General features: G+C 40.4%; 20 protein-coding genes. 9 read left to right on the top strand and 11 right to left on the bottom strand.

Features of this window, described 5'->3' with window-relative positions:
• Positions 1-26: 26 nt before the first annotated feature.
• From nqrF to QL989_RS12590, 9 genes are all read right to left on the bottom strand, one after another.
• Positions 27-1,250 (bottom strand): NADH:ubiquinone reductase (Na(+)-transporting) subunit F, encoded by a 1,224-nt coding sequence (gene nqrF / locus QL989_RS12630; protein ID WP_008111899.1) that lies wholly within the window; start codon positions 1,248-1,250, stop codon positions 27-29.
• A gap of 17 nt (positions 1,251-1,267) precedes the next feature.
• The gene (gene nqrE, locus QL989_RS12625; RefSeq protein ID WP_006791490.1) at positions 1,268-1,876 is read right to left on the bottom strand and encodes an NADH:ubiquinone reductase (Na(+)-transporting) subunit E; all 609 of its coding nucleotides are present in this window, start codon (positions 1,874-1,876) and stop codon (positions 1,268-1,270) included.
• Positions 1,877-1,886: 10 nt separating this feature from the next.
• Complete coding sequence (locus tag QL989_RS12620) at positions 1,887-2,519, bottom strand: NADH:ubiquinone reductase (Na(+)-transporting) subunit D (protein ID WP_006791491.1); 633 nt, start codon at positions 2,517-2,519, stop codon at positions 1,887-1,889.
• Complete coding sequence (locus tag QL989_RS12615; protein ID WP_024601889.1) at positions 2,519-3,268, bottom strand: Na(+)-translocating NADH-quinone reductase subunit C; 750 nt, start codon at positions 3,266-3,268, stop codon at positions 2,519-2,521. Before QL989_RS12615 ends, QL989_RS12620 begins: the two co-directional genes overlap by 1 nt.
• The gene (locus tag QL989_RS12610) at positions 3,261-4,466 is read right to left on the bottom strand and encodes an NADH:ubiquinone reductase (Na(+)-transporting) subunit B (protein ID WP_008111893.1); all 1,206 of its coding nucleotides are present in this window, start codon (positions 4,464-4,466) and stop codon (positions 3,261-3,263) included. The genes QL989_RS12615 and QL989_RS12610 overlap by 8 nt, the downstream gene beginning before the upstream one ends.
• A 1-nt stretch (position 4,467) precedes the next feature.
• The gene (locus QL989_RS12605) at positions 4,468-5,811 is read right to left on the bottom strand and encodes a Na(+)-translocating NADH-quinone reductase subunit A (RefSeq protein ID WP_054202028.1); all 1,344 of its coding nucleotides are present in this window, start codon (positions 5,809-5,811) and stop codon (positions 4,468-4,470) included.
• Between the two features lie 354 nt (positions 5,812-6,165).
• Positions 6,166-7,359, bottom strand: coding sequence for an enoyl-ACP reductase FabV (fabV, locus tag QL989_RS12600; protein WP_290170680.1), 1,194 nt, complete (start codon positions 7,357-7,359; stop codon positions 6,166-6,168).
• A gap of 109 nt (positions 7,360-7,468) precedes the next feature.
• Positions 7,469-7,780: a BolA family protein gene (locus QL989_RS12595; RefSeq protein ID WP_010391086.1), complete on the bottom strand. Its 312-nt coding sequence runs from the start codon at positions 7,778-7,780 to the stop codon at positions 7,469-7,471.
• Between the two features lie 69 nt (positions 7,781-7,849).
• Positions 7,850-8,437, bottom strand: coding sequence for an alpha-ketoglutarate-dependent dioxygenase AlkB (locus tag QL989_RS12590; RefSeq protein WP_290170679.1), 588 nt, complete (start codon positions 8,435-8,437; stop codon positions 7,850-7,852).
• Positions 8,438-8,480: 43 nt separating this feature from the next.
• Here QL989_RS12590 and QL989_RS12585 point away from each other — a divergent pair, with 43 nt between their 5' ends.
• From QL989_RS12585 to QL989_RS12570, 4 genes are read left to right on the top strand one after another with little or no spacing between them, the layout of a single operon-like run.
• Positions 8,481-9,629, top strand: a complete 1,149-nt coding sequence (locus QL989_RS12585) for a methyltransferase (protein WP_198522328.1) — start codon at positions 8,481-8,483, stop codon at positions 9,627-9,629.
• Positions 9,630-10,190 carry a YajG family lipoprotein gene (locus QL989_RS12580; protein WP_008111881.1) on the top strand — a complete coding sequence of 187 codons (561 nt, stop codon included), beginning with the start codon at positions 9,630-9,632 and terminating at the stop codon, positions 10,188-10,190.
• A gap of 2 nt (positions 10,191-10,192) precedes the next feature.
• Positions 10,193-10,813 carry a peptidylprolyl isomerase gene (locus QL989_RS12575; protein WP_008111880.1) on the top strand — a complete coding sequence of 207 codons (621 nt, stop codon included), beginning with the start codon at positions 10,193-10,195 and terminating at the stop codon, positions 10,811-10,813.
• A 51-nt stretch (positions 10,814-10,864) separates the two neighbouring features.
• Positions 10,865-12,241 (top strand): MFS transporter, encoded by a 1,377-nt coding sequence (locus tag QL989_RS12570; protein WP_290170678.1) that lies wholly within the window; start codon positions 10,865-10,867, stop codon positions 12,239-12,241.
• A 72-nt stretch (positions 12,242-12,313) separates the two neighbouring features.
• Here the strand turns inward: QL989_RS12570 and QL989_RS12565 are convergent, their stop codons facing one another.
• Positions 12,314-12,553, bottom strand: coding sequence for a helix-turn-helix transcriptional regulator (locus QL989_RS12565; protein ID WP_008111877.1), 240 nt, complete (start codon positions 12,551-12,553; stop codon positions 12,314-12,316).
• Between the two features lie 363 nt (positions 12,554-12,916).
• Here QL989_RS12565 and QL989_RS12560 point away from each other — a divergent pair, with 363 nt between their 5' ends.
• Positions 12,917-13,105 (top strand): hypothetical protein, encoded by a 189-nt coding sequence (locus QL989_RS12560; protein ID WP_054202023.1) that lies wholly within the window; start codon positions 12,917-12,919, stop codon positions 13,103-13,105.
• Between the two features lie 57 nt (positions 13,106-13,162).
• On the opposite strand, the gene erpA is transcribed toward QL989_RS12560, so the two are convergent.
• The gene (gene erpA / locus QL989_RS12555; protein WP_002958911.1) at positions 13,163-13,501 is read right to left on the bottom strand and encodes an iron-sulfur cluster insertion protein ErpA; all 339 of its coding nucleotides are present in this window, start codon (positions 13,499-13,501) and stop codon (positions 13,163-13,165) included.
• A 237-nt stretch (positions 13,502-13,738) separates the two neighbouring features.
• On the opposite strand from erpA, the gene QL989_RS12550 reads away from it, so the two are divergent.
• The 4 genes from QL989_RS12550 (at position 13,739) to hemL (ending at position 18,320) form a co-directional block, all read left to right on the top strand.
• Positions 13,739-15,421 (top strand): chloride channel protein, encoded by a 1,683-nt coding sequence (locus tag QL989_RS12550; RefSeq protein ID WP_010391078.1) that lies wholly within the window; start codon positions 13,739-13,741, stop codon positions 15,419-15,421.
• Between the two features lie 16 nt (positions 15,422-15,437).
• Entirely contained in the window at positions 15,438-15,872 is a 435-nt protein-coding gene (locus QL989_RS12545; RefSeq protein WP_010391077.1) for a CopD family protein, read from the top strand.
• Between the two features lie 112 nt (positions 15,873-15,984).
• Complete coding sequence (locus QL989_RS12540; protein ID WP_290170677.1) at positions 15,985-17,001, top strand: aspartate carbamoyltransferase; 1,017 nt, start codon at positions 15,985-15,987, stop codon at positions 16,999-17,001.
• A gap of 38 nt (positions 17,002-17,039) precedes the next feature.
• Entirely contained in the window at positions 17,040-18,320 is a 1,281-nt protein-coding gene (hemL, locus tag QL989_RS12535) for a glutamate-1-semialdehyde 2,1-aminomutase (RefSeq protein ID WP_069440337.1), read from the top strand.
• The last annotated feature ends 31 nt before the right edge of the window (positions 18,321-18,351 follow it).

Here is an 18,351-nt window from a genome sequence, read left to right as displayed (position 1 = left end):
TTAACTAAATTTAATCAGTTTGGGTATTAGCCACCGAAATCATCTAGTAAGATGTTTTCTTCTTCAACACCTAAGTCTTTAAGCATAGTGATAACAGCCGCATTCATCATTGGAGGACCACACATGTAGAACTCACAATCTTCAGGCGCTTCGTGATCTTTAAGATAGTTCTCAAATAACACGTTATGGATAAAGCCTGTGTAGCCTTCCCAGTTATCTTCTGGTTGCGGATCTGAAAGCGCTGTGTGCCAAACGAAGTTTTCGTTTTGCTCAGCTAGGCCGTCAAAATCTTCAACATAGAACATTTCACGTTTAGAACGCGCACCATACCAGAAACTAATTTTACGTTTAGAGTTTAAACGCTTAAGTTGGTCAAAGATATGTGAACGCATTGGTGCCATACCTGCACCACCACCTACGAATACCATTTCAGCGTCTGTGTCTTTAGCGAAGAACTCACCAAATGGACCAGAAATAGTTACTTTATCGCCTTCTTTAAGTGACCAAATGTACGAAGACATTTTACCACATGGTAGGCTTAGGTTTCTTGGCGGCGGCGTAGCGATACGCACGTTAAGCATGATGATGCCTTCTTCTTCTGGATAGTTAGCCATTGAGTAAGCACGAATTGTTTCTTCGTCTACTTTTGACTCCAGATCGAAGAAACCAAAATGGTTCCAATCGCCACGATACTCTTCAGGAATATCGAAATCTGCATATTTAACATGGTGAGCTGGCGCTTCGATCTGGATGTAACCACCCGCACGGAACGGCACTGACTCGCCATCAGGAATTTGTAGCTTAAGTTCTTTAATGAACGTCGCTTTGTTATCGTTAGAGATAACTTCACAATCCCATTTTTTAACACCGAAAATTGACTCTTCAAGTTCAATTTCCATGTCGTTTTTAACATTAACCTGACACGCTAGGCGACAACCTTCACGTGCTTCACCTTTAGAGATGTGGTCAAGTTCAGTTGGCAGAATATCACCGCCGCCTTCTTTAATGTGTACGCGACACTGGCCACAAGAGCCACCGCCACCACATGCAGAAGATACGAAAATACCTGACTCAGATAGTGCACCTAATAGCTTACTACCTGCTGATGTTTTAATGGCTTTGTCTGCGTCGCCATTAATGCCGATGATGATATCACCGCTTGCAACTAGCTTAGATTTAGCACCAATGATGATTAAAACTAGTATTACAACGATAGCGATAAAAACACCAACGCCTAAGAAAATATCCATGATTGACCTCGCTATTATTACAGTGAAATACCAGAGAATGACATAAAGCCAAGACCCATCAAGCCAACAGTGATGAAGGTAATACCTAAACCACGTAAACCATCTGGTACGTCTGAATACTTCATTTTCTCACGGATACCTGCAAGTAATGTAATTGCAAGCGCCCAACCCACACCAGCGCCAATACCATAAACAACAGACTCGCCGAAGTTATAGTTACGCTCAACCATGAAGGCTACCGCACCAAAAATCGCACAGTTAACTGTGATTAGTGGTAAGAAAATACCTAATGCGTTGTAAAGCGGTGGGAAGAACTTATCTAATGCCATTTCAAGAATTTGCACTAGTGCTGCAATAACACCAATGAAAGTTAAGAAACGTAAAAAGCTAAGATCTGCTTCTGGGTAACCAAGCCACTCTAGTGAACCTGGTGCTAATACCGCATGGTAAACCAAGTTGTTAACCGGTACTGAAATACCTAATACAACAATAACCGCTACACCTAGGCCAATTGATGTAGTTACTTTTTTAGACACGGCTAAGAAAGTACACATACCTAGGAAGAATGCTAACGCTAAGTTTTCAATAAAAACGGCTTTTACAAATAAACTAATATAATGTTCCACTTATCGCCCCTTACGCTTTAGCTTCTACTTGGTCTTTCTTATAAGTACGAAGTACCCAAATGAATAAACCAATGATGAAGAATGCACTCGGTGGTAAGATCAATAGACCCATAGGTTGGTACCAACCACCATTTTGTACTAATGGAATAATATCAACACCGAATAGTGAACCTTTACCGAATAACTCACGAATAAAGCCAACAGTAAGTAGCACTACAGAGTAACCTAAGCCATTACCTATACCATCAAGGAAAGACATTAATGGCGGCGACTTCATTGCATAAGCTTCAGCACGACCCATTACGATACAGTTAGTAATGATTAGACCAACGAATACTGATAACTCTTTTGCCGTAGCGTAAGAGAAAGCTTGTAGTACTTGGTCAACCACGATTACTAATGATGCAATAATCGTCATCTGTACGATGATACGTACTGATGATGGGATATGGTTACGAATAGTCGAGATAAAAAGGCTAGAGAATGCAGTTACCAAGGTCAATGCAATTGACATGATTAATGCATTTTTTAAGCTAGACGTTACCGCTAGCGCAGAACAAATACCAAGTACTTGTAATGCGATTGGGTTGTTAGCGAAAACTGGACCAAATAGGACCGCCTTCATTTCTTTAGTATCAGCCATTAGTTCAATGCTCCTTTACGTACTTTCGCAAGGAAAGGGCCAAAGCCATTTTCGCCAGTCCAAAAATCAACTGCATGGTCAACACCATTAGACGTTAATGTAGCACCTGAAAGACCATCGATCTTATGCTCATCACCGGCTGCAGTCCCTTTAACGATTTGGATTGGTAACTCTTTACCTTCCCACGTTGCAGTCCACTGTGGGTTTTGAATTTCACCACCTAGACCAGGTGTTTCGTTATGTTTGTAGAAAATGATGTCTTTAATAGTTTCGCCATCGCTTTCAAGCGAGATAAAACCGTACATTAAACCCCATAAACCATAACCCTGAATAGGAAGGATGATTGCATCAGTAGAGCCATCGTCTTTTTTAGAGATATAAACAGGCGCACGCTTGGTAATACGTTGAATACCGGCGATGTCTTTAATACCATTCTCTTTTAAAGATTTACTTAAATCAGCATCGTATTTGCTTTTTTCAAAGTCAAAATCTTCTACCGGCTCAGCAAACTCACCACTTTGCATATCAACAAAGCGGGTTTCGATTTTAGCTTCAAACGTTTCTGCAACGTTATCAACTTTGCCAATACCAGCAGCAGCTAAAATATTGCTTTGAATATCTTTTGCTTTATTTGCTTTTTGCAGAGGGCGTAGTTGTACAGATGTTAGCGATACAATAACTGCACACACTAAACATAATGAGACAACAACAGCTAGCGTTTTGCCAATTGATTCGTTATTACTAGACATTACGTGCCAACCTCCGCTTGATATTAGCTTGCACTACAAAGTGATCGAATAAAGGTGCAAACAAGTTAGCAAATAAGATTGCTAGCATGATGCCCTCTGGGTATGCAGGGTTAACAACACGGATCATGATAACCATAAAGCCAATAAGCGCACCGTATGCTAATTTACCTTTATCAGTAAATGCAGCAGATACAGGGTCAGTTGCCATAAAGAACATACCGAATGCAAAACCACCTAATACCATGTGCCAGTACCAAGGCATAGCAAACATTGCATTGGTTTCAGAACCAATGGTGTTAAGTATTGATGAAGTTACTACCATACCTAGGAATACACCTAGCACGATACGCCAAGACGCTATGCGCACGTAGATTAGGAATAAACCACCAATAAGTACAGCTAGTGTAGACGTTTCGCCCATAGAACCTTGAATGAATCCGTAAAACGCATTCCACCAAAGCTCAATATCAGTCGCGTAATTTAACGTACCAGCAAACGCTTGACCAAGCATAGTCGCGCCAGAGAATGAATCTACGGCAGTCCATACTGTGTCACCTGAAATTTGTGCAGGGTATGCGAAGAATAAAAACGCACGACCAGCAAGCGCAGGGTTTAAGAAGTTACGGCCTGTACCACCAAATATTTCTTTTGCGATAACTACACCAAAAGTAATACCTAGCGCAACTTGCCATAAAGGAATCGTTGCAGGCAGAATTAATGCGAACAATACAGAAGTTACAAAGAAACCTTCATTAACTTCATGCTTACGCACAGAAGCAAATAACACTTCCCAGAAACCACCAACAATAAAGGTAGTTGCATAAATAGGTAGGAAGAAACAGGCTCCGTAGAACATTTTCGCCCCCCAGCCTGCATCAACGGTTAATTCACCGCCAAGTAACTGGAATAAACCTACTTGCCAAATATTCGCTAGCTCAAAGCCATTACCAAGTGCAATTGCAGCTTGATGGCCAATATTGAACATACCAAAGAACATGGCAGGGAACGTCGCCATCCACACTAAAATCATCATGCGTTTTAGGTCGATGTTATCACGAACGTGAGTTGAACCTTTATTTACGTAACCTGGCGTGTAAAAAATAGTCGCAGCAGCTTCATACAGCGCGTACCATTTCTCATGCTTACCACCTGGTTCAAAATGTGGTTCGATATCTTCTAAGAAAGTTTTTAAGCCCATTTTAGCCTTCCTTCTCGATCGTAGTTAAGCAATCGCGTAGGGCAGCGCCGTACTCGTATTTGCCAGGACAAACGAAGGTGCATAACGCTAAATCTTCTTCATCTAATTCAAGCGCACCTAATGAAATTGCACTGTCTAAATCACGAGACAATAAGTCACGTAATAAAAGCGTTGGCAAAATATCAAGTGGCATAACACGCTCATAGCTTCCAAGTGGAACCATGGCACGTTTTGAACCGCCCGTAGACGTTGTCATTTTAAATAAACGACTCGGTGTAAGGTGAGACAAGAATGTACGCGTTACAGAGAATTTATCACTACCTGGTGCAATCCAGCCAAACAATTCTTTTTCGCGACCTTCAAGTAATACAGATACTTGAACGTGGTAACGGCCTAAGAATGCATGAACACCAGACGACGTAGCACCTGCAAGTACAGAACCAGAAATAACACGGTTATCACCGTCTTCTAATTCACCTGCTACTAAGTCATCTAATGAAGCACCTAATTGTGTTTTCACTAAACGAGGATTCTTAACACGCGGACCTGCAAGCGAAATCACACGGTCTGTGTAAATTTCACCAGTAAGGAAAAGGTGACCATACGCAATAACGTCTTGGTAACCAATGTGCCAAACTTGCTTACTAGCAGATACTGGGTCAAGGTGATGGATATGTGTGCCAACAAGGCCAGCTGGGTGCACGCCACCAAACTCATGTACTTCTACTTGAGCAATAGGTGAACTAGGAACTTGACTGCCTGCTTGCTTACAAACAAATACTTTGCCATCGGTTAAACGTGACACAACAGCCAAACCTGCTTCAAACGCTTTCGCATTTTCAGCAATAACTACTGCAGGATCTGCAGCAAGTGGATTGGTATCGATAGCTGTCACAAAAATAGAGCTAGGATTTGCATCCAATGCCGCTATTTTACTAAATGGGCGAGCACGAAGTGCTGTCCATTGACCCGATTGAACTAGTACTTCTTTAGCTTTTTCACGGTCTAAGCTGTTAAGCTCAGTTTCCGAGAAAGAACCAAAGGTGATTTGCTCACTGCCGTTTACTTCAATAACAACAGATTGCAGAACACGTTTAGCACCGCGATTAATTTCTTTTACTGTACCAGAAGCTGGTGCAGTAAATAATACGCCTGGGTTCTTTTTATCTTCAAAAAGTACCTGGCCTTTTTTGACTTGGTCATCCACACGAACATGCATGGTTGGACGCATACCGATAAACTCTTCACCTAGCACAGCTACACGTTTGACGGCAGAACCATCATGAATAACTTGCTGAGGTGCGCCCTCTAAGGGTAAATCCAGACCTTTTTTTATATTGATCATACGCACTTGCACTACATTAACGGAAAGAAACTGAAAAATCGTACCAACCACGCCGCTATTTGTATTATTGCAAGCTATAAAATGACTCGCTATAGATACCAAACAAGCAGCGCAGTAAAACTCCTCACATATTGCTTTGATTTTAACATTATTGTGACTGACTATGCGAGTGTATTTATGAAAATTATACGAGAGAAACGTTTATTTAGTTTTGTAATTCATAATTAATAAAATACAAGCTAGACCAAAGTGGTAAATAAACCAACAAATAGCAAAATTTTTTTCAAATCAAGGCTAAAAAAACAAAAAAGTCGCACTAGGCGACTTTTTCAAAATCGGATTACTAGCGACAGATTAATCAATCATATTTGCAATTGGCGCAACAGGATTAACATCTTGCTCGTAATCAACCGTATCAATGCCAAAACCAAACAAGCGTAAAAACTCATTATGGTAGCCCACGTAATCCGTTAACTCATCAATTGAACTTGTGTCTACACTATCCCAAATAGTTTGAACACGTGCTTGAACGTCATCTTCCAGCTCTTTGTAGTTTTGGAATAAATGTCCGCCCTCATCAAAACGTGGTGAATCACCGTATAGGTTTTCATTAAATAACGCATGAATTTGCTCAATTGTGCCCTCGTAAGTGCCATCAGCCTTCATCACTTTAAATAGTGCCGAAATGTAAAGCGGCATTATTGGGATTGCCGAGCTTGCTTGGGTAACAACCGCATTAAGTGAAGAAACGTAAGCTTCGCCATTTAAATCTTGGGTAGCGGCTTTAATAGCTCCAGTGGCACGGTCTAGGTCTTCTTTTGCCTTACCTATGGTTGCATGTCCATATATTGGCCAAGTTAGTTCTTTACCAATGTATGTGTAAGCCGTTGTTTTAAAGTTATCTGCTAGTACATCAGCGTCTTTAAGGGCGTCAATCCACATTTCCCAGTCTTCGCCACCCATTACTTTAATGGTGTTGTCGATATCGTCTTGGTTTGCTGCTTCAACAGTTACTTCATCAATTTCACGCTTTGACGTATTTAAGTTTTTAGTGGTTACTGCATTACCAATTGGCTTAAGTGTTGAAGAAAACACTTCCCCTGTATTTGGATCAGTACGACGAGGTGATGCTAAGCTGTAAATAATACAGTCAACTTTACCTAATTCAGCTTTAATGGTGTCGATTGTTTTTTGTTTGATTTCGTTAGAAAACGCATCACCATTAATATTTTTAGACCATAAGCCTTCAGCTTCAGCGGCTGTTTGAAATGCCGCCGTGTTGTACCAACCCGCAGAGCCTGTTTTACGTTCAGTGCCTTCTTTTTCAAAGAACACACCCAATGTTTTAGCGCCACCACCAAATGCAGCGGTAATGCGAGATGCAAGGCCATAACCTGTAGACGCACCAATAACTAATACATTTTTAGGCGCATTTTTTAATGCTCCTTGCTGCTTAACATAATTAATTTGTTCTTGAACATGCTCTGCACAGCCAACTGGGTGTGCATTGGTGCAGATAAATCCGCGAATTTTAGGCTTAATGACCATTGATCATCCTATATCTTTTACAATAAAAATTAGCGCTAGTTTAAAGGCTAAAACAAAAAAAACTGATCTGATCAGTTACTCACTGCTCAAACCAATCCACTATTACCTGTTATCCAACTTTTGAGCCGCCCATGCAATTAGGTGACTGCGGCGCTTCGCCGTCGTGCTCGGTAAATTCCTCAGGAGTATAAGTGTGCATAGCAAGCGCATGAATATGATTTGCCAGCTCATCTTTTAAAATTTCATTAATTTCACGATGACGCTGCAATAATCGCTTACCAGCGAATTCTTCACTGACTACAATCACTTTAAAGTGAGATTCAGTCCCCGCACTGTGCATATGGCTTTCGTTAATAACATTTAAATGCTTACACGCAATAGCATTTGCTAGCTTGTCACGTATTTGTTGTTGCATTGACATAAAAACCACCCTCAAAATTCAGTTATATAGTTACTATAACAACTGCGGCTACACCATGGCTAATGCTATTTAACTAATGTAGCGAAACGTTAAACTGATCCGCGGGTGTTTAAGTGTTGTTTGTTTTGGTAGCGCATGCTGGTAATTTTGTTGGCTCTGTCCGCTCATTATTAAACAACTACCACTTTGTAATTTGATGTTAGTAATGCTGTTGCTTACTTTGTGTTTAAGTTTAAATAACCGCTCTGCACCAAGCGACACACACGCTATGGTAGGCTCAGGCCCTAGCTCAGCCTCGTCATCGCTATGCCAACCCATACAATCGTGGCCATCCCGATAATAATTAACCAAAATTGAGTTAAATGGTTGCTGTAGGTGATTTTCTAAACGTGTTCGCATGGCAAGTAATACGTCTGGCCAAGGCTCTAAGTCGAGTTTATGCCCAGAATAACCGTACTCAAGATTTTCTTCGCTGATAAAACATTGTAGCCTAGGTATTGGCCCCGTTTTACCAAACACTGTAATGTTTGGCTGTTGCCAATTTAGGTTTTGCTGCAAATAATAAAATAAATCGAGGCTTTTTTGTGCGCTAAGTACCTTACTTTGATAAGAAAAGCCATTTGGTAACAGTTGGGGGTTGGCGTTTGGCGGTTGCATGTTAGAATTTACCTATCATTTGATTACCGATCATTAAACTATTATGACTACGCAAGCTACGCTCGGCGATAACACTTTTACTCTTGAACGCTTTCCTTTGGATCAAAAAAACCGCAGCTTACAAGCGTGGGATTCAGCAGACGAATACCTTATTGACTATGTTAATGAACACTACCCTGATTGTCGCTCGTTACTGATCTTAAACGACAGTTTTGGTGCACTTAGCTGTTACTTTAGCAAGCAACAATTAACAGTTTGTTCAGTAAACGACTCATATATTAGCCATCAGGCGGCTGCTTATAACTTAGCGGAAAACAAAATCGCGACGACTGCGTTTAGCCAGCTTGATAGTTTATCGGCTCTACCTGAGCAAGTAGACCTAGTGTTGGTAAAAGTACCACGCACGTTGGCTTTTTTACAATATCAGCTATCTGAATTAAGCGAGGTGCTCGCGCCAGATACGCCAGTTATTGGTGCTGCAAAAACTAAAGACGTGCATAACTCTACTATTAAAGCATTTGAAAACTTTATTGGTGAGACGAAAACAAGTCTTGCAGTAAAAAAATCACGTTTAATTATTAGCCAAGCCGCTGGCGGTTATAAAGGCGCAGATTTCCCAGTCAGCTGGCCACTTGAAGGCACTGATTTTACAATAAGCAATCATGCCAATGTGTTTTCGCGTGATTCACTTGATATAGGTGCGCGCTTCTTTTTTAATTATTTGCCACAAACAAATAAAGCCAAAAATATTATAGATTTAGGCTGTGGTAATGGCGTGGTTGGCTTAATGACATTAGCGCGCTGCCCTAATGCTAGTATTAGCTTTGTTGATGAGTCGTATATGGCGGTTGAATCAGCTCGACTCAACATTGAATTAAACATGGAAGACAAGTTTGAACAATGTACCTTTATAGAGAATGATTGTTTAACCGACTTTGAACGTGAAAGTGCCGATATTGTATTGTGTAATCCGCCATTTCACCAAGCACAAGCGGTTACCGACCACATCGCGTGGCAAATGTTTAAACAAGCAAAAGACACATTAAAAGAAGGTGGCGAGCTGCGTATTATTGGCAATCGTCATTTAGATTATCATGACAAACTAAACCGTATGTTTGGTAACTGTACTTTATTAGGCTCTAATAAAAAGTTTGTGGTACTCAGCGCAACTAAAAATAGTGGAACGTTATAAATGAAACTCATAAAGATATTATTGAGCTGTTGTACTTTAGTGGTTTTTTCGGGATGTGCCAATCAGCCTAATCAGCTTATTCTCAACCCTGTGTATAAAAGTGGACAAATAAGCTCAATCAATAACAGCTTAAACACCAGCGTGATTGATTTACGTGGTGACAGTGCAACCTTAAAGCTTATTGAATCAAGCAAAACAAAAACCATTGCCAGCACGGGTATTACTGAGTCAGTTAAAAGTGCGCTAGACAGTGCGCTTAGTCGCAATGGCGCTAGCATTTCTAATTTAGCGCAATTGCGCTTTGAGTTAGATATTCATGCACTGCAAGCTGTGGTTACAGAAAAGCTAATGAGCCATACCAGTGATGCCAAGATTGAATTTGAAGTACGAGTGATTCGCCCTACAAGTAATTTCAGTAAGCGTTATAGCGGTAATGCTAATTTATCTGGACCACTTGGTCATGATAGGGCAAAAATTGAAGGTCAGCTCAATAAGTTGACTGAGCAGTTAATTACCCGCATTGTATCTGACCCTGAATTAATTGCATTTTTAGAAGGTTAATAATGAAGCAACTTTTTTTAATCTGCGTAAGCTTATTTTTTAGCGTAAATAGTTTAGCGGCACAAGAAGGCCGCTTTGTGCAAAAAGATAATATTTTCCCTCGAGTAGAAATTGTGACATCGTTGGGCAGTATTGTGGTTGAGCTAGACCGCTCAAGAGCCCCTATTACGGTCAATAACTTTTTGACTTATGTGTCTGATAAAAGCTATCAAGGCAGTGTGTTTCATCGTGTAGAACGCGATGTAGAAAATGATCGTGATTTTGTAATTCAAGGCGGTGGTTATGATAAAGATTACGATGGCCTGCATGAAAACGACCCTATTTTTAATGAAAGCGGTAACGGCTTAACTAACGATATGTATAGCATTGCTATGGCCTATCAAGATCGAGAACCACACTCAGGAACGCGTCAGTTCTTTTTTAATATGGATGACAATGACCATTTAAACCCTGGACGTGATTGGGGATTTGCCGTGTTTGGCAGTGTTATGGAAGGTTATGAGACGCTCGATAAAATCATGGCTGTAAAAACGGGTTTTAATGACAAAATTGGCTACAACTTTGTCCCTGAAAAACCGGTTGTTATATTAAATATCAAGGTGCTTGAACAAGTTCCTTTATAACTTTTTATCAGAGCAGCTTTGGCTGCTCTTTCTATGAGCCAATGAGCCCCTATGAATAGCACACTTTCTGTTCGCGAATATTTTTCTTATTTTAAAGATAAACGTTTAATTAATGTTTTTATATTTGGAATGAGCAGTGGTTTTCCGTGGGTGTTAATTGGCTCGGTAATGTCGGCTTGGCTTAAAGATGAAGGTTTGAGTCGCAGCATGATAGGCTTATTTGGCATTGTGTTTGGTGCCTACAGTATCAATTTTTTATGGTCGCCTTTAATAGACCGCACTAAACTGCCCTTTTTGTACAACTGGCTTGGTCAGCGCCGTAGTTGGATCCTGTTTTGCCAAAGCTTTATTTTGCTTGGCACGTTACTACTTGCAGGGCTTGATCTAAAAGCAAACCTAGCGATTGCCGCCGCACTTTGCTTGCTGATCGCCATAGCCTCTGCAACGCAAGATATTGCTATAGATGCTTTTCGAATAGACACTCTTAGTGAAAATGAATCTCACAAAGCCACCGCAGCCGCCGCAATGGCTACATCAGGTTGGTGGACAGGTTATGCTTTATTAGGGGCTGTGCCCTTTTATATGGCTGATATGCCAAACATAGACTGGCCGCAGGTCTATTATTTTTTATCTGCGATTATGCTGTTATTAATTAGCTGTGTGTTTTGGGCTAAAGAACCAAAATCAAACCGTGAAGCTGTTCATGCCGAGCTAGAGCGTGTTTATCTTGAAAAGCTTGCGGCAAGCAAACAAACACCACTAACGAAAATACTCGCATGGCTGGGTGTCACCGTGGTTGACCCATTTAAAACCTTTTTTGCTAAAAATGGGGTTAAAACTGCACTAGCACTGCTGGCGTTTATTTTCTTATTTAAAATTGGTGAAGCATTTTTAGCACGAATGTCGATTGTATTTTATAAGGAAGTGGGCTTTAGTAATACCCAAATAGCAAATTACTCCAAGCTAGGCACGGGTTTAATCACTATCGTATTTGCCTTTTTAGGCAGTATTTTTAACCACAAATATGGCATAGTAAAAGGCTTATTTATTAGTGGCATCGCCATGGCTGCATCTAACTTAATGTTTTCTTGGATTGCCTTAGCAGGGCCACAAGAACACTTATATGCAATGGCGATTGTAGTTGATGGTTTTACCCAAGCCTGGTCTTTAGTGGCGATGGTTGCCTTTATATCTATGCTGTGTGACAGAGCATTTAGCGCCACCCATTATGCGCTATTAGCATCATTGGGTAATTTAGGACGTACGTTATTATCGAGTTATAGTGGCGTAGTTATCGATGATTGGCTAATGGGGAATTGGTCATTATTTTTTGTTTTAACAGCACTTATGGTTTTACCTTCATTAATATTTTTATATCTAATTAGGCACAAACTATATGCATTAGAGCAAAATTATCATAGTAGGTAACACCTAATGCATCCCTGCATTAGTATTGGCTGTAGACGTTAGATTTAACTTTACGATTACAGCCTAACAGCGTTAGTCAGCTTTAATTAAGCTTAATGCTTCATACGGGTCGACTTCTAATGCATTACAGTAGCGAACAAACTCAATCACATCTAAGCGACGCTCTTGATTTTCGATTTTGCCAATAAAAGAATGTGGCGTACCCAAAATTTGCGCTAGGCTGCGCATTGTGTAGCCTTTTTCATGGCGCTTAGTTTTAAGCCACTTTGTTAACTTTGCATTTTCTTCCGAAGATACGGTTTTACCCATCATATACAACTCCTACTCGTTGTTTAACTGTACATATTGCCAAGTGCTCATTGTGATCAACACTGAAAACTCACTGCCACTAACTAAGGCGCAGTGTAAACGCTTACAATTCAATCAACAAAACTCAAATATGTACTAACTCTTTATTATTGTGAAAAATGAAACCTTGCCCGTTTCATTCTTGGATACATTATATACCATTCACCGTTGATCTGAATGATTAATTAGTAATTCTACGATTAAAGTTTAACAACAAATATTTACTAAGTCTGAATAAGGTTAAATATTTTATAACTTTTTTGTTTCATTTAAATATAAGCTGTTTATTATTAAGGTCTATTGACCCTAGCTTATAGAGATCAAATCATGTTTAGACTACTCTTTTTACTACCTATTATTTTGTGCTTAGGTTGGTACTTTTTTTTACGCCATTATGCTATTCCATTAAAGCAGGGTAAAAAAGGCTTTATCTATATTTTAGTCTTCTCTGCGTTTGTGCTTGGCTTTTTTGTGTTAATGATGCAAATAACAGAGTACAGCCCAACTGAGTTATGATTTTTTAAGCACATAAAAAAACCGCTTATTAAGCGGTTTTTTTGGATAACGATATTTTTATACGCTAAAACTAGCACCACAGCCACACGTTGTTGTGGCATTAGGGTTAGAGACAAAAAAGCGTGCCCCCTCTAATCCTTCGGTGTAGTCAACTTCGCCATCAACTAAATACTGGATACTCATAGGGTCAATGACTAAGGTAACCCCATTTTTAACAATTTCTAAATCGCCAGGATTCGCTTTTTCATCAAAAGTAAAGCCGTATTGAAAACCTGAACACCCACCGCCTGTGACATAAACACGCAGTTTTAGATCTGGGTTTTCTTCTTCGTCGATTAACTGTTTAACACGCACAGCGGCTGCGTCGCTAAACTTAATGGGTAATTCTTCAGACATCTTATAACCCTCAATACCTTAATACTAATGCGCGAGATTATCTAATACCTGAGTGTTTTAATCAAGTATAGTTAATCCTGCTTCTACGCTCCAATGCTAACATGGCTTGTTTAGCTCACTCTGTGAATAGGTGCAGTATAAATTAAATTTAAATTAATCTGTTGTTAAAAATCTCAAGGACTTCCCTAGACTATTTTGATAAACTTGACGCCTAAAAATGCTACGGGGAAATAAAGCATGTGGCTTGAGCGACTGAGACGTCGATTAGCAAAACCAAAAACATCCGTACAATTATGCTTATTAGGCGTAAGTGCCGGATTAATTGCTGCATTTTTTATTATACTGTTCCGCTTAACCATTTTATTTTTCCAAAGTTTATTTCTAGAAACCCCTGACGATTTTACCACCCTACCCACTTTAGAGCGGGTATTAATGCCTTTAGTTGCAGCGTTATTAATAGCTACATTTGCGGCTTTCACTGGCTTTAAACATTACCGCTTAGGTATTCCTTTTGTAATACACAGAATCAAGCGCCATTACGGGCAAATGCCACTGTATAACACGGTTAATCAGTTTGTTGGTGGTGCACTGGCGCTGATCAGCGGTTTTTCTGTTGGTCGCGAAGGCCCATCAGTTCACATGGGGGCTGCTGGGGCAAGCATATTAGCGAATAAATTACACTTACCTCACAACGCTATGCGTACCCTCAGTGGATGTGGCGTTGCCGCGGGAATTGCTGCGTCGTTCAATACCCCGCTTGCTGCGGTTATTTTTGTAATGGAAGTGGTGCTCAGAGAATACAAAGTGCATATTTTTGTGCCGATAATGCTCGCAGCCGTTACTGGTGCATTAGCCACTCAATTTGTATTTGGTGAAGGCTCAGAACTTGCGCTAATAAGCATTGCCCCCTTAAGTGGGTGGCATTACCCCTATTTAATTTTGTGCGGCATGGGGCTGGGTGCGGTGGCTTATGCTTTTAATCAAAACTTAATGCTGATTATTAAAACCTTTAAACCACTAAGTATGTTTCCTCGTTTAATAATTGCAGGGTGTATTGCCAGCTTAATTGCCTATGCAGTTCCACAAGCTATGGGCTCAGGGATGAGTGCGATAACCATTGCTGTAGAGTCACCTGAAAACATGCAACTACTTACCACTATTTTAATTGCTAAGTTATTAGCCACCTTGTTTGCTATTGGCTTAGGTATTCCTGGTGGGTTAATTGGTCCGGTTATTGGACTTGGCGTTTTAACCGGCACTTTAATGGCATTTTTTGCCCAGTTTATTAGCCCAGGAACTGACATAGCTGGTACTTATGGGGTGCTCGGCATGGCAGGCTTACTAGCTGCCACATTGCACTCTCCCTTAGCGGCACTAACTACCGTGATGGAGCTGACCTCTTCACCTGAAATTATTGTACCGGCGATGATCGTCATTACCACCGCCTACGTTACAGCTTTGCAGGTGTTTGGTAACCGCTCTATATTTTTACAGCAATTAGACTTTCAGGGATTACCTTACCATGTATCTCCCGCCACTGAAGCCCTACAAAAAGTAGGGGTGATGGATGACATGGATGAAGACTTTAAACTGCTCTACTCTGACGATAAAGAGCAAATAAAAAACAGTCTAGATGCCATGGACAGCCAAACACCGTTAATTGTGTTTGACGAGGAAAATGGTTATCGCCTAGCTGAATATGACTTAAGTTTAATGTCTGATCAGGCGGTCAATATAAAGTACATTAGCTTACAAGGTATCAGCAGCCAGGCCACTCTTGCAGATGCCTTTGAAATTTTAAATGATAAACGCAGTGGTGCACTTTATGTATATAACTTATTAGATAATCAACAAATTATGGGATTACTAAGGTGGGATCAAATCCATCATATTCTAACCATACGTAACAGTTTACTTTAACAATAATGAGAACAGTATGAGCGCATTATTAATTTACAAAACCTTGCACGTATTTTTTATGATTGCTTGGTTTGCCGGTATTTTTTACCTACCTCGACTTTTTGTTTATCACGCTATGAGTGAAGAAAAATCGTGTAACTCAATGCTAAAAGTAATGGAACGTCGGCTGCTTTATTTTGTTACCCCCTTTGCTGTGCTTACCGCAGTGTTTGGCGTATTAACTATTGTTGAATACGGCCGCGAATGGTTTCGTTACAGTATGTGGCTGCATTATAAACTAGTGCTGGTAATCATTTTATATATTTATCATGGCTACTGTTTCAAATTATTAGCTGATTTTAAACACGATAGAAATACAAAAAGCGATCGGTTTTACCGAATTTTCAACGAGCTACCTGTTTTAGCGTTACTCGTTATAGTTGCTTTAGCCATTATTAAGCCAAGCTTTTAAATACAGGATTATAAATTACACTGCCAAGTCGCAAACTAAGTTTGTATAATACGCGCGATTGCGTGCTCCTTTATGGATTATCGCGCCTTTTTGAATAACTAGGAATAACCCCATGTTCAGTTTCCAAGGTGAAAATATACTCTCTGTTAATCAACTCGATCGAGACTGTATTGAACGCATATTTGCTGTAGCAAAAAAAATGGAGCCATACGCAAAAAAACAAAAGCGTACCAATGTGCTTGAAGGCGCTATTTTAGCGAATCTATTTTTTGAACCTAGTACGCGTACTCGTGTTAGTTTTGGCACTGCGTTTAACTTACTCGGTGGACTGGTTCGTGAAACCACCGGTATGCAAAGCTCTGCGCTTGCAAAGGGCGAGTCTCTATATGATACCGCACGTGTTATTTCAGCCTATGCTGATGCGGTTGCAATGCGCCATCCAGACTCAGGTTCGGTAGCTGAATTTGCAACAGGTTGCAGCGTACCAGTAATAAATGGTGGCGATGGACCCAATGAGCACCCTACTCAAGCGCTGCTTGATTTATTAACTATTGAGCGAGAGCTTAACCGCTTCGATCAAAATATTGATGGTATGCACATTGCGCTAGTCGGCGATTTAAAATATGGCCGAACCGTTCACTCGCTATCAAAGCTATTATGTCATTACAAAAATATTCGCTTTTCAATGGTTGCCCCTAATGGCTTGCAAATGCCTGACTCAATTTTATCTGCCGTTGAAAATGCAGGACATAAAATTGAACTAGTTGATAAAATGGAAGGTAACTTAGCAGCCGATATTGTTTATCAAACACGTATCCAAGAAGAGCGTTTTCCGTCGCAAGAGGAAGCCAACAAGTACCGTGGTGGATTTAGAATTAGCCAGTCTATTTACAATAGCCATTGCAAACCTAATTCAGTATTAATGCACCCGCTTCCTCGCGATAGCCGTTTAGAGGCAAACGAACTTGATAACGACTTAAATGCTAACGACAATCTAGCAATATTCCGCCAAGTACAAAATGGCGTTCTTATTCGTATGGCACTGTTTGCTTTAACCCTCGGCGTAGAAAACAAAGTTGAGCAGTATGAAGTAGACGTTCCTTGGTTTAGCCGCAAACGCGATAGCTAAGCTCTTATTTTTAAAGTGATAAAACAATAGGATTTTTCATGACAATTAGCCAAGACTTATTTAAACGAGCTCAAGACTCTATTCCTGGTGGCGTAAATTCACCAGTGCGTGCTTTTAATGGTGTAGGTGGTACTCCGCTGTTTATTACTAAAGCACAGGGCGCGTTTACATTTGATGCTGATGGCAACCGTTATATCGATTATGTAGGCTCTTGGGGTCCAATGATTATGGGCCACAATCACCCTGAAATTAAACAAGCAGTGCATGATGCGGTAGAAAATGGTTTAAGCTACGGAGCGCCTACTGAAGCTGAAATTTTAATGGCTGAAAAAGTTAAAGAGCTAGTACCATCAATCGAAAAAGTACGTATGGTAAGCTCAGGTACAGAAGCAACAATGAGCGCAATTCGCTTAGCCCGTGGCTTTACTGGTCGTGACAAAATTTTAAAATTTGAAGGGTGTTACCACGGCCATGCAGATTCACTGCTAGTGAAAGCCGGCTCTGGTGCATTAACTATGGGTGTACCTAACTCTCCGGGCATTCCTGAAGATTTAGCTAAGCACACACTCACGGTATCGTTTAACAATATTGAAGAAGTGAAAGCGATTTTTGCTAAATACGCCGATGAAATCGCGTGTATTATTGTTGAGCCAGTTGCAGGTAACATGAACTGTATCCCACCAGTACCTGGCTTTTTAGAAGGACTGCGTGAAGTCTGTGATCAGTACCAATCTGTGCTTATTTTTGACGAAGTAATGACAGGTTTTCGTGTAGCCCTTGGTGGCGCTCAGGCTTACTACAACATCAAACCAGACTTAACCTGTTTAGGTAAAGTAATTGGTGGTGGCATGCCAGTAGGCGCGTTTGGTGGTAAAACAGAAATTATGGATTACATCGCACCTGTAGGCCCAGTTTATCAAGCGGGTACACTTTCAGGAAACCCAATTGCTATGGCTGCAGGCTTAAAATCACTTGAGTTACTAAGTGCACCTGGCGTTCACGAAAAATTAGAAGCTATTAGTAAAGCGATCTGTGAAGGCTTTGAAGCTGCAGCTAAGAAAGCAGGCATTGCCTTAACGACTAACTACGCTGGCGGCATGTATGGCTTTTTCTTTACTGATGCAGAAAAAGTAACTACTTACCAACAAGCCACTGAATGTGATTTAGAGCGCTTTAAAAAGTTCTTCCACTTAATGCTTGAAGAAGGAGTTTATTTAGCACCTTCAGCGTTTGAAGCTGGTTTTGTTTGTGCTGCGCACACAGAGCAAGAAGTTCAAGCAACAATTGAAGCGGCAGAGCGCGCTTTTGCTAAGCTATAAGTACACTTTATAACGTTATTAATTACGTATA

Source organism: Pseudoalteromonas sp. APC 3224 (assembly GCF_030407535.1).
Taxonomy (GTDB): domain Bacteria; phylum Pseudomonadota; class Gammaproteobacteria; order Enterobacterales; family Alteromonadaceae; genus Pseudoalteromonas.
Note: the sequence above shows the minus strand (reverse complement) of the source record. Positions and strands in the feature narration are given on the sequence as shown.

Coding starts and splice junctions, on each gene's coding strand:
- QL989_RS12540 (WP_290170677.1), top strand. CDS start 15,985: ATGTTCAGTTTCCAAGGTGAAAATATACTCTCTGTTAATCAACTCGAT.
- QL989_RS12615 (WP_024601889.1), bottom strand. CDS start 3,268: ATGTCTAGTAATAACGAATCAATTGGCAAAACGCTAGCTGTTGTTGTC.
- QL989_RS12590 (WP_290170679.1), bottom strand. CDS start 8,437: ATGCAACCGCCAAACGCCAACCCCCAACTGTTACCAAATGGCTTTTCT.
- QL989_RS12595 (WP_010391086.1), bottom strand. CDS start 7,780: ATGTCAATGCAACAACAAATACGTGACAAGCTAGCAAATGCTATTGCG.
- nqrF (WP_008111899.1), bottom strand. CDS start 1,250: ATGGATATTTTCTTAGGCGTTGGTGTTTTTATCGCTATCGTTGTAATA.
- QL989_RS12610 (WP_008111893.1), bottom strand. CDS start 4,466: ATGGGCTTAAAAACTTTCTTAGAAGATATCGAACCACATTTTGAACCA.
- QL989_RS12575 (WP_008111880.1), top strand. CDS start 10,193: ATGAAGCAACTTTTTTTAATCTGCGTAAGCTTATTTTTTAGCGTAAAT.
- QL989_RS12550 (WP_010391078.1), top strand. CDS start 13,739: ATGTGGCTTGAGCGACTGAGACGTCGATTAGCAAAACCAAAAACATCC.
- QL989_RS12565 (WP_008111877.1), bottom strand. CDS start 12,553: ATGATGGGTAAAACCGTATCTTCGGAAGAAAATGCAAAGTTAACAAAG.
- fabV (WP_290170680.1), bottom strand. CDS start 7,359: ATGGTCATTAAGCCTAAAATTCGCGGATTTATCTGCACCAATGCACAC.
- QL989_RS12580 (WP_008111881.1), top strand. CDS start 9,630: ATGAAACTCATAAAGATATTATTGAGCTGTTGTACTTTAGTGGTTTTT.
- QL989_RS12570 (WP_290170678.1), top strand. CDS start 10,865: ATGAATAGCACACTTTCTGTTCGCGAATATTTTTCTTATTTTAAAGAT.
- erpA (WP_002958911.1), bottom strand. CDS start 13,501: ATGTCTGAAGAATTACCCATTAAGTTTAGCGACGCAGCCGCTGTGCGT.
- QL989_RS12620 (WP_006791491.1), bottom strand. CDS start 2,519: ATGGCTGATACTAAAGAAATGAAGGCGGTCCTATTTGGTCCAGTTTTC.
- hemL (WP_069440337.1), top strand. CDS start 17,040: ATGACAATTAGCCAAGACTTATTTAAACGAGCTCAAGACTCTATTCCT.
- QL989_RS12585 (WP_198522328.1), top strand. CDS start 8,481: ATGACTACGCAAGCTACGCTCGGCGATAACACTTTTACTCTTGAACGC.
- QL989_RS12605 (WP_054202028.1), bottom strand. CDS start 5,811: ATGATCAATATAAAAAAAGGTCTGGATTTACCCTTAGAGGGCGCACCT.
- QL989_RS12560 (WP_054202023.1), top strand. CDS start 12,917: ATGTTTAGACTACTCTTTTTACTACCTATTATTTTGTGCTTAGGTTGG.
- QL989_RS12545 (WP_010391077.1), top strand. CDS start 15,438: ATGAGCGCATTATTAATTTACAAAACCTTGCACGTATTTTTTATGATT.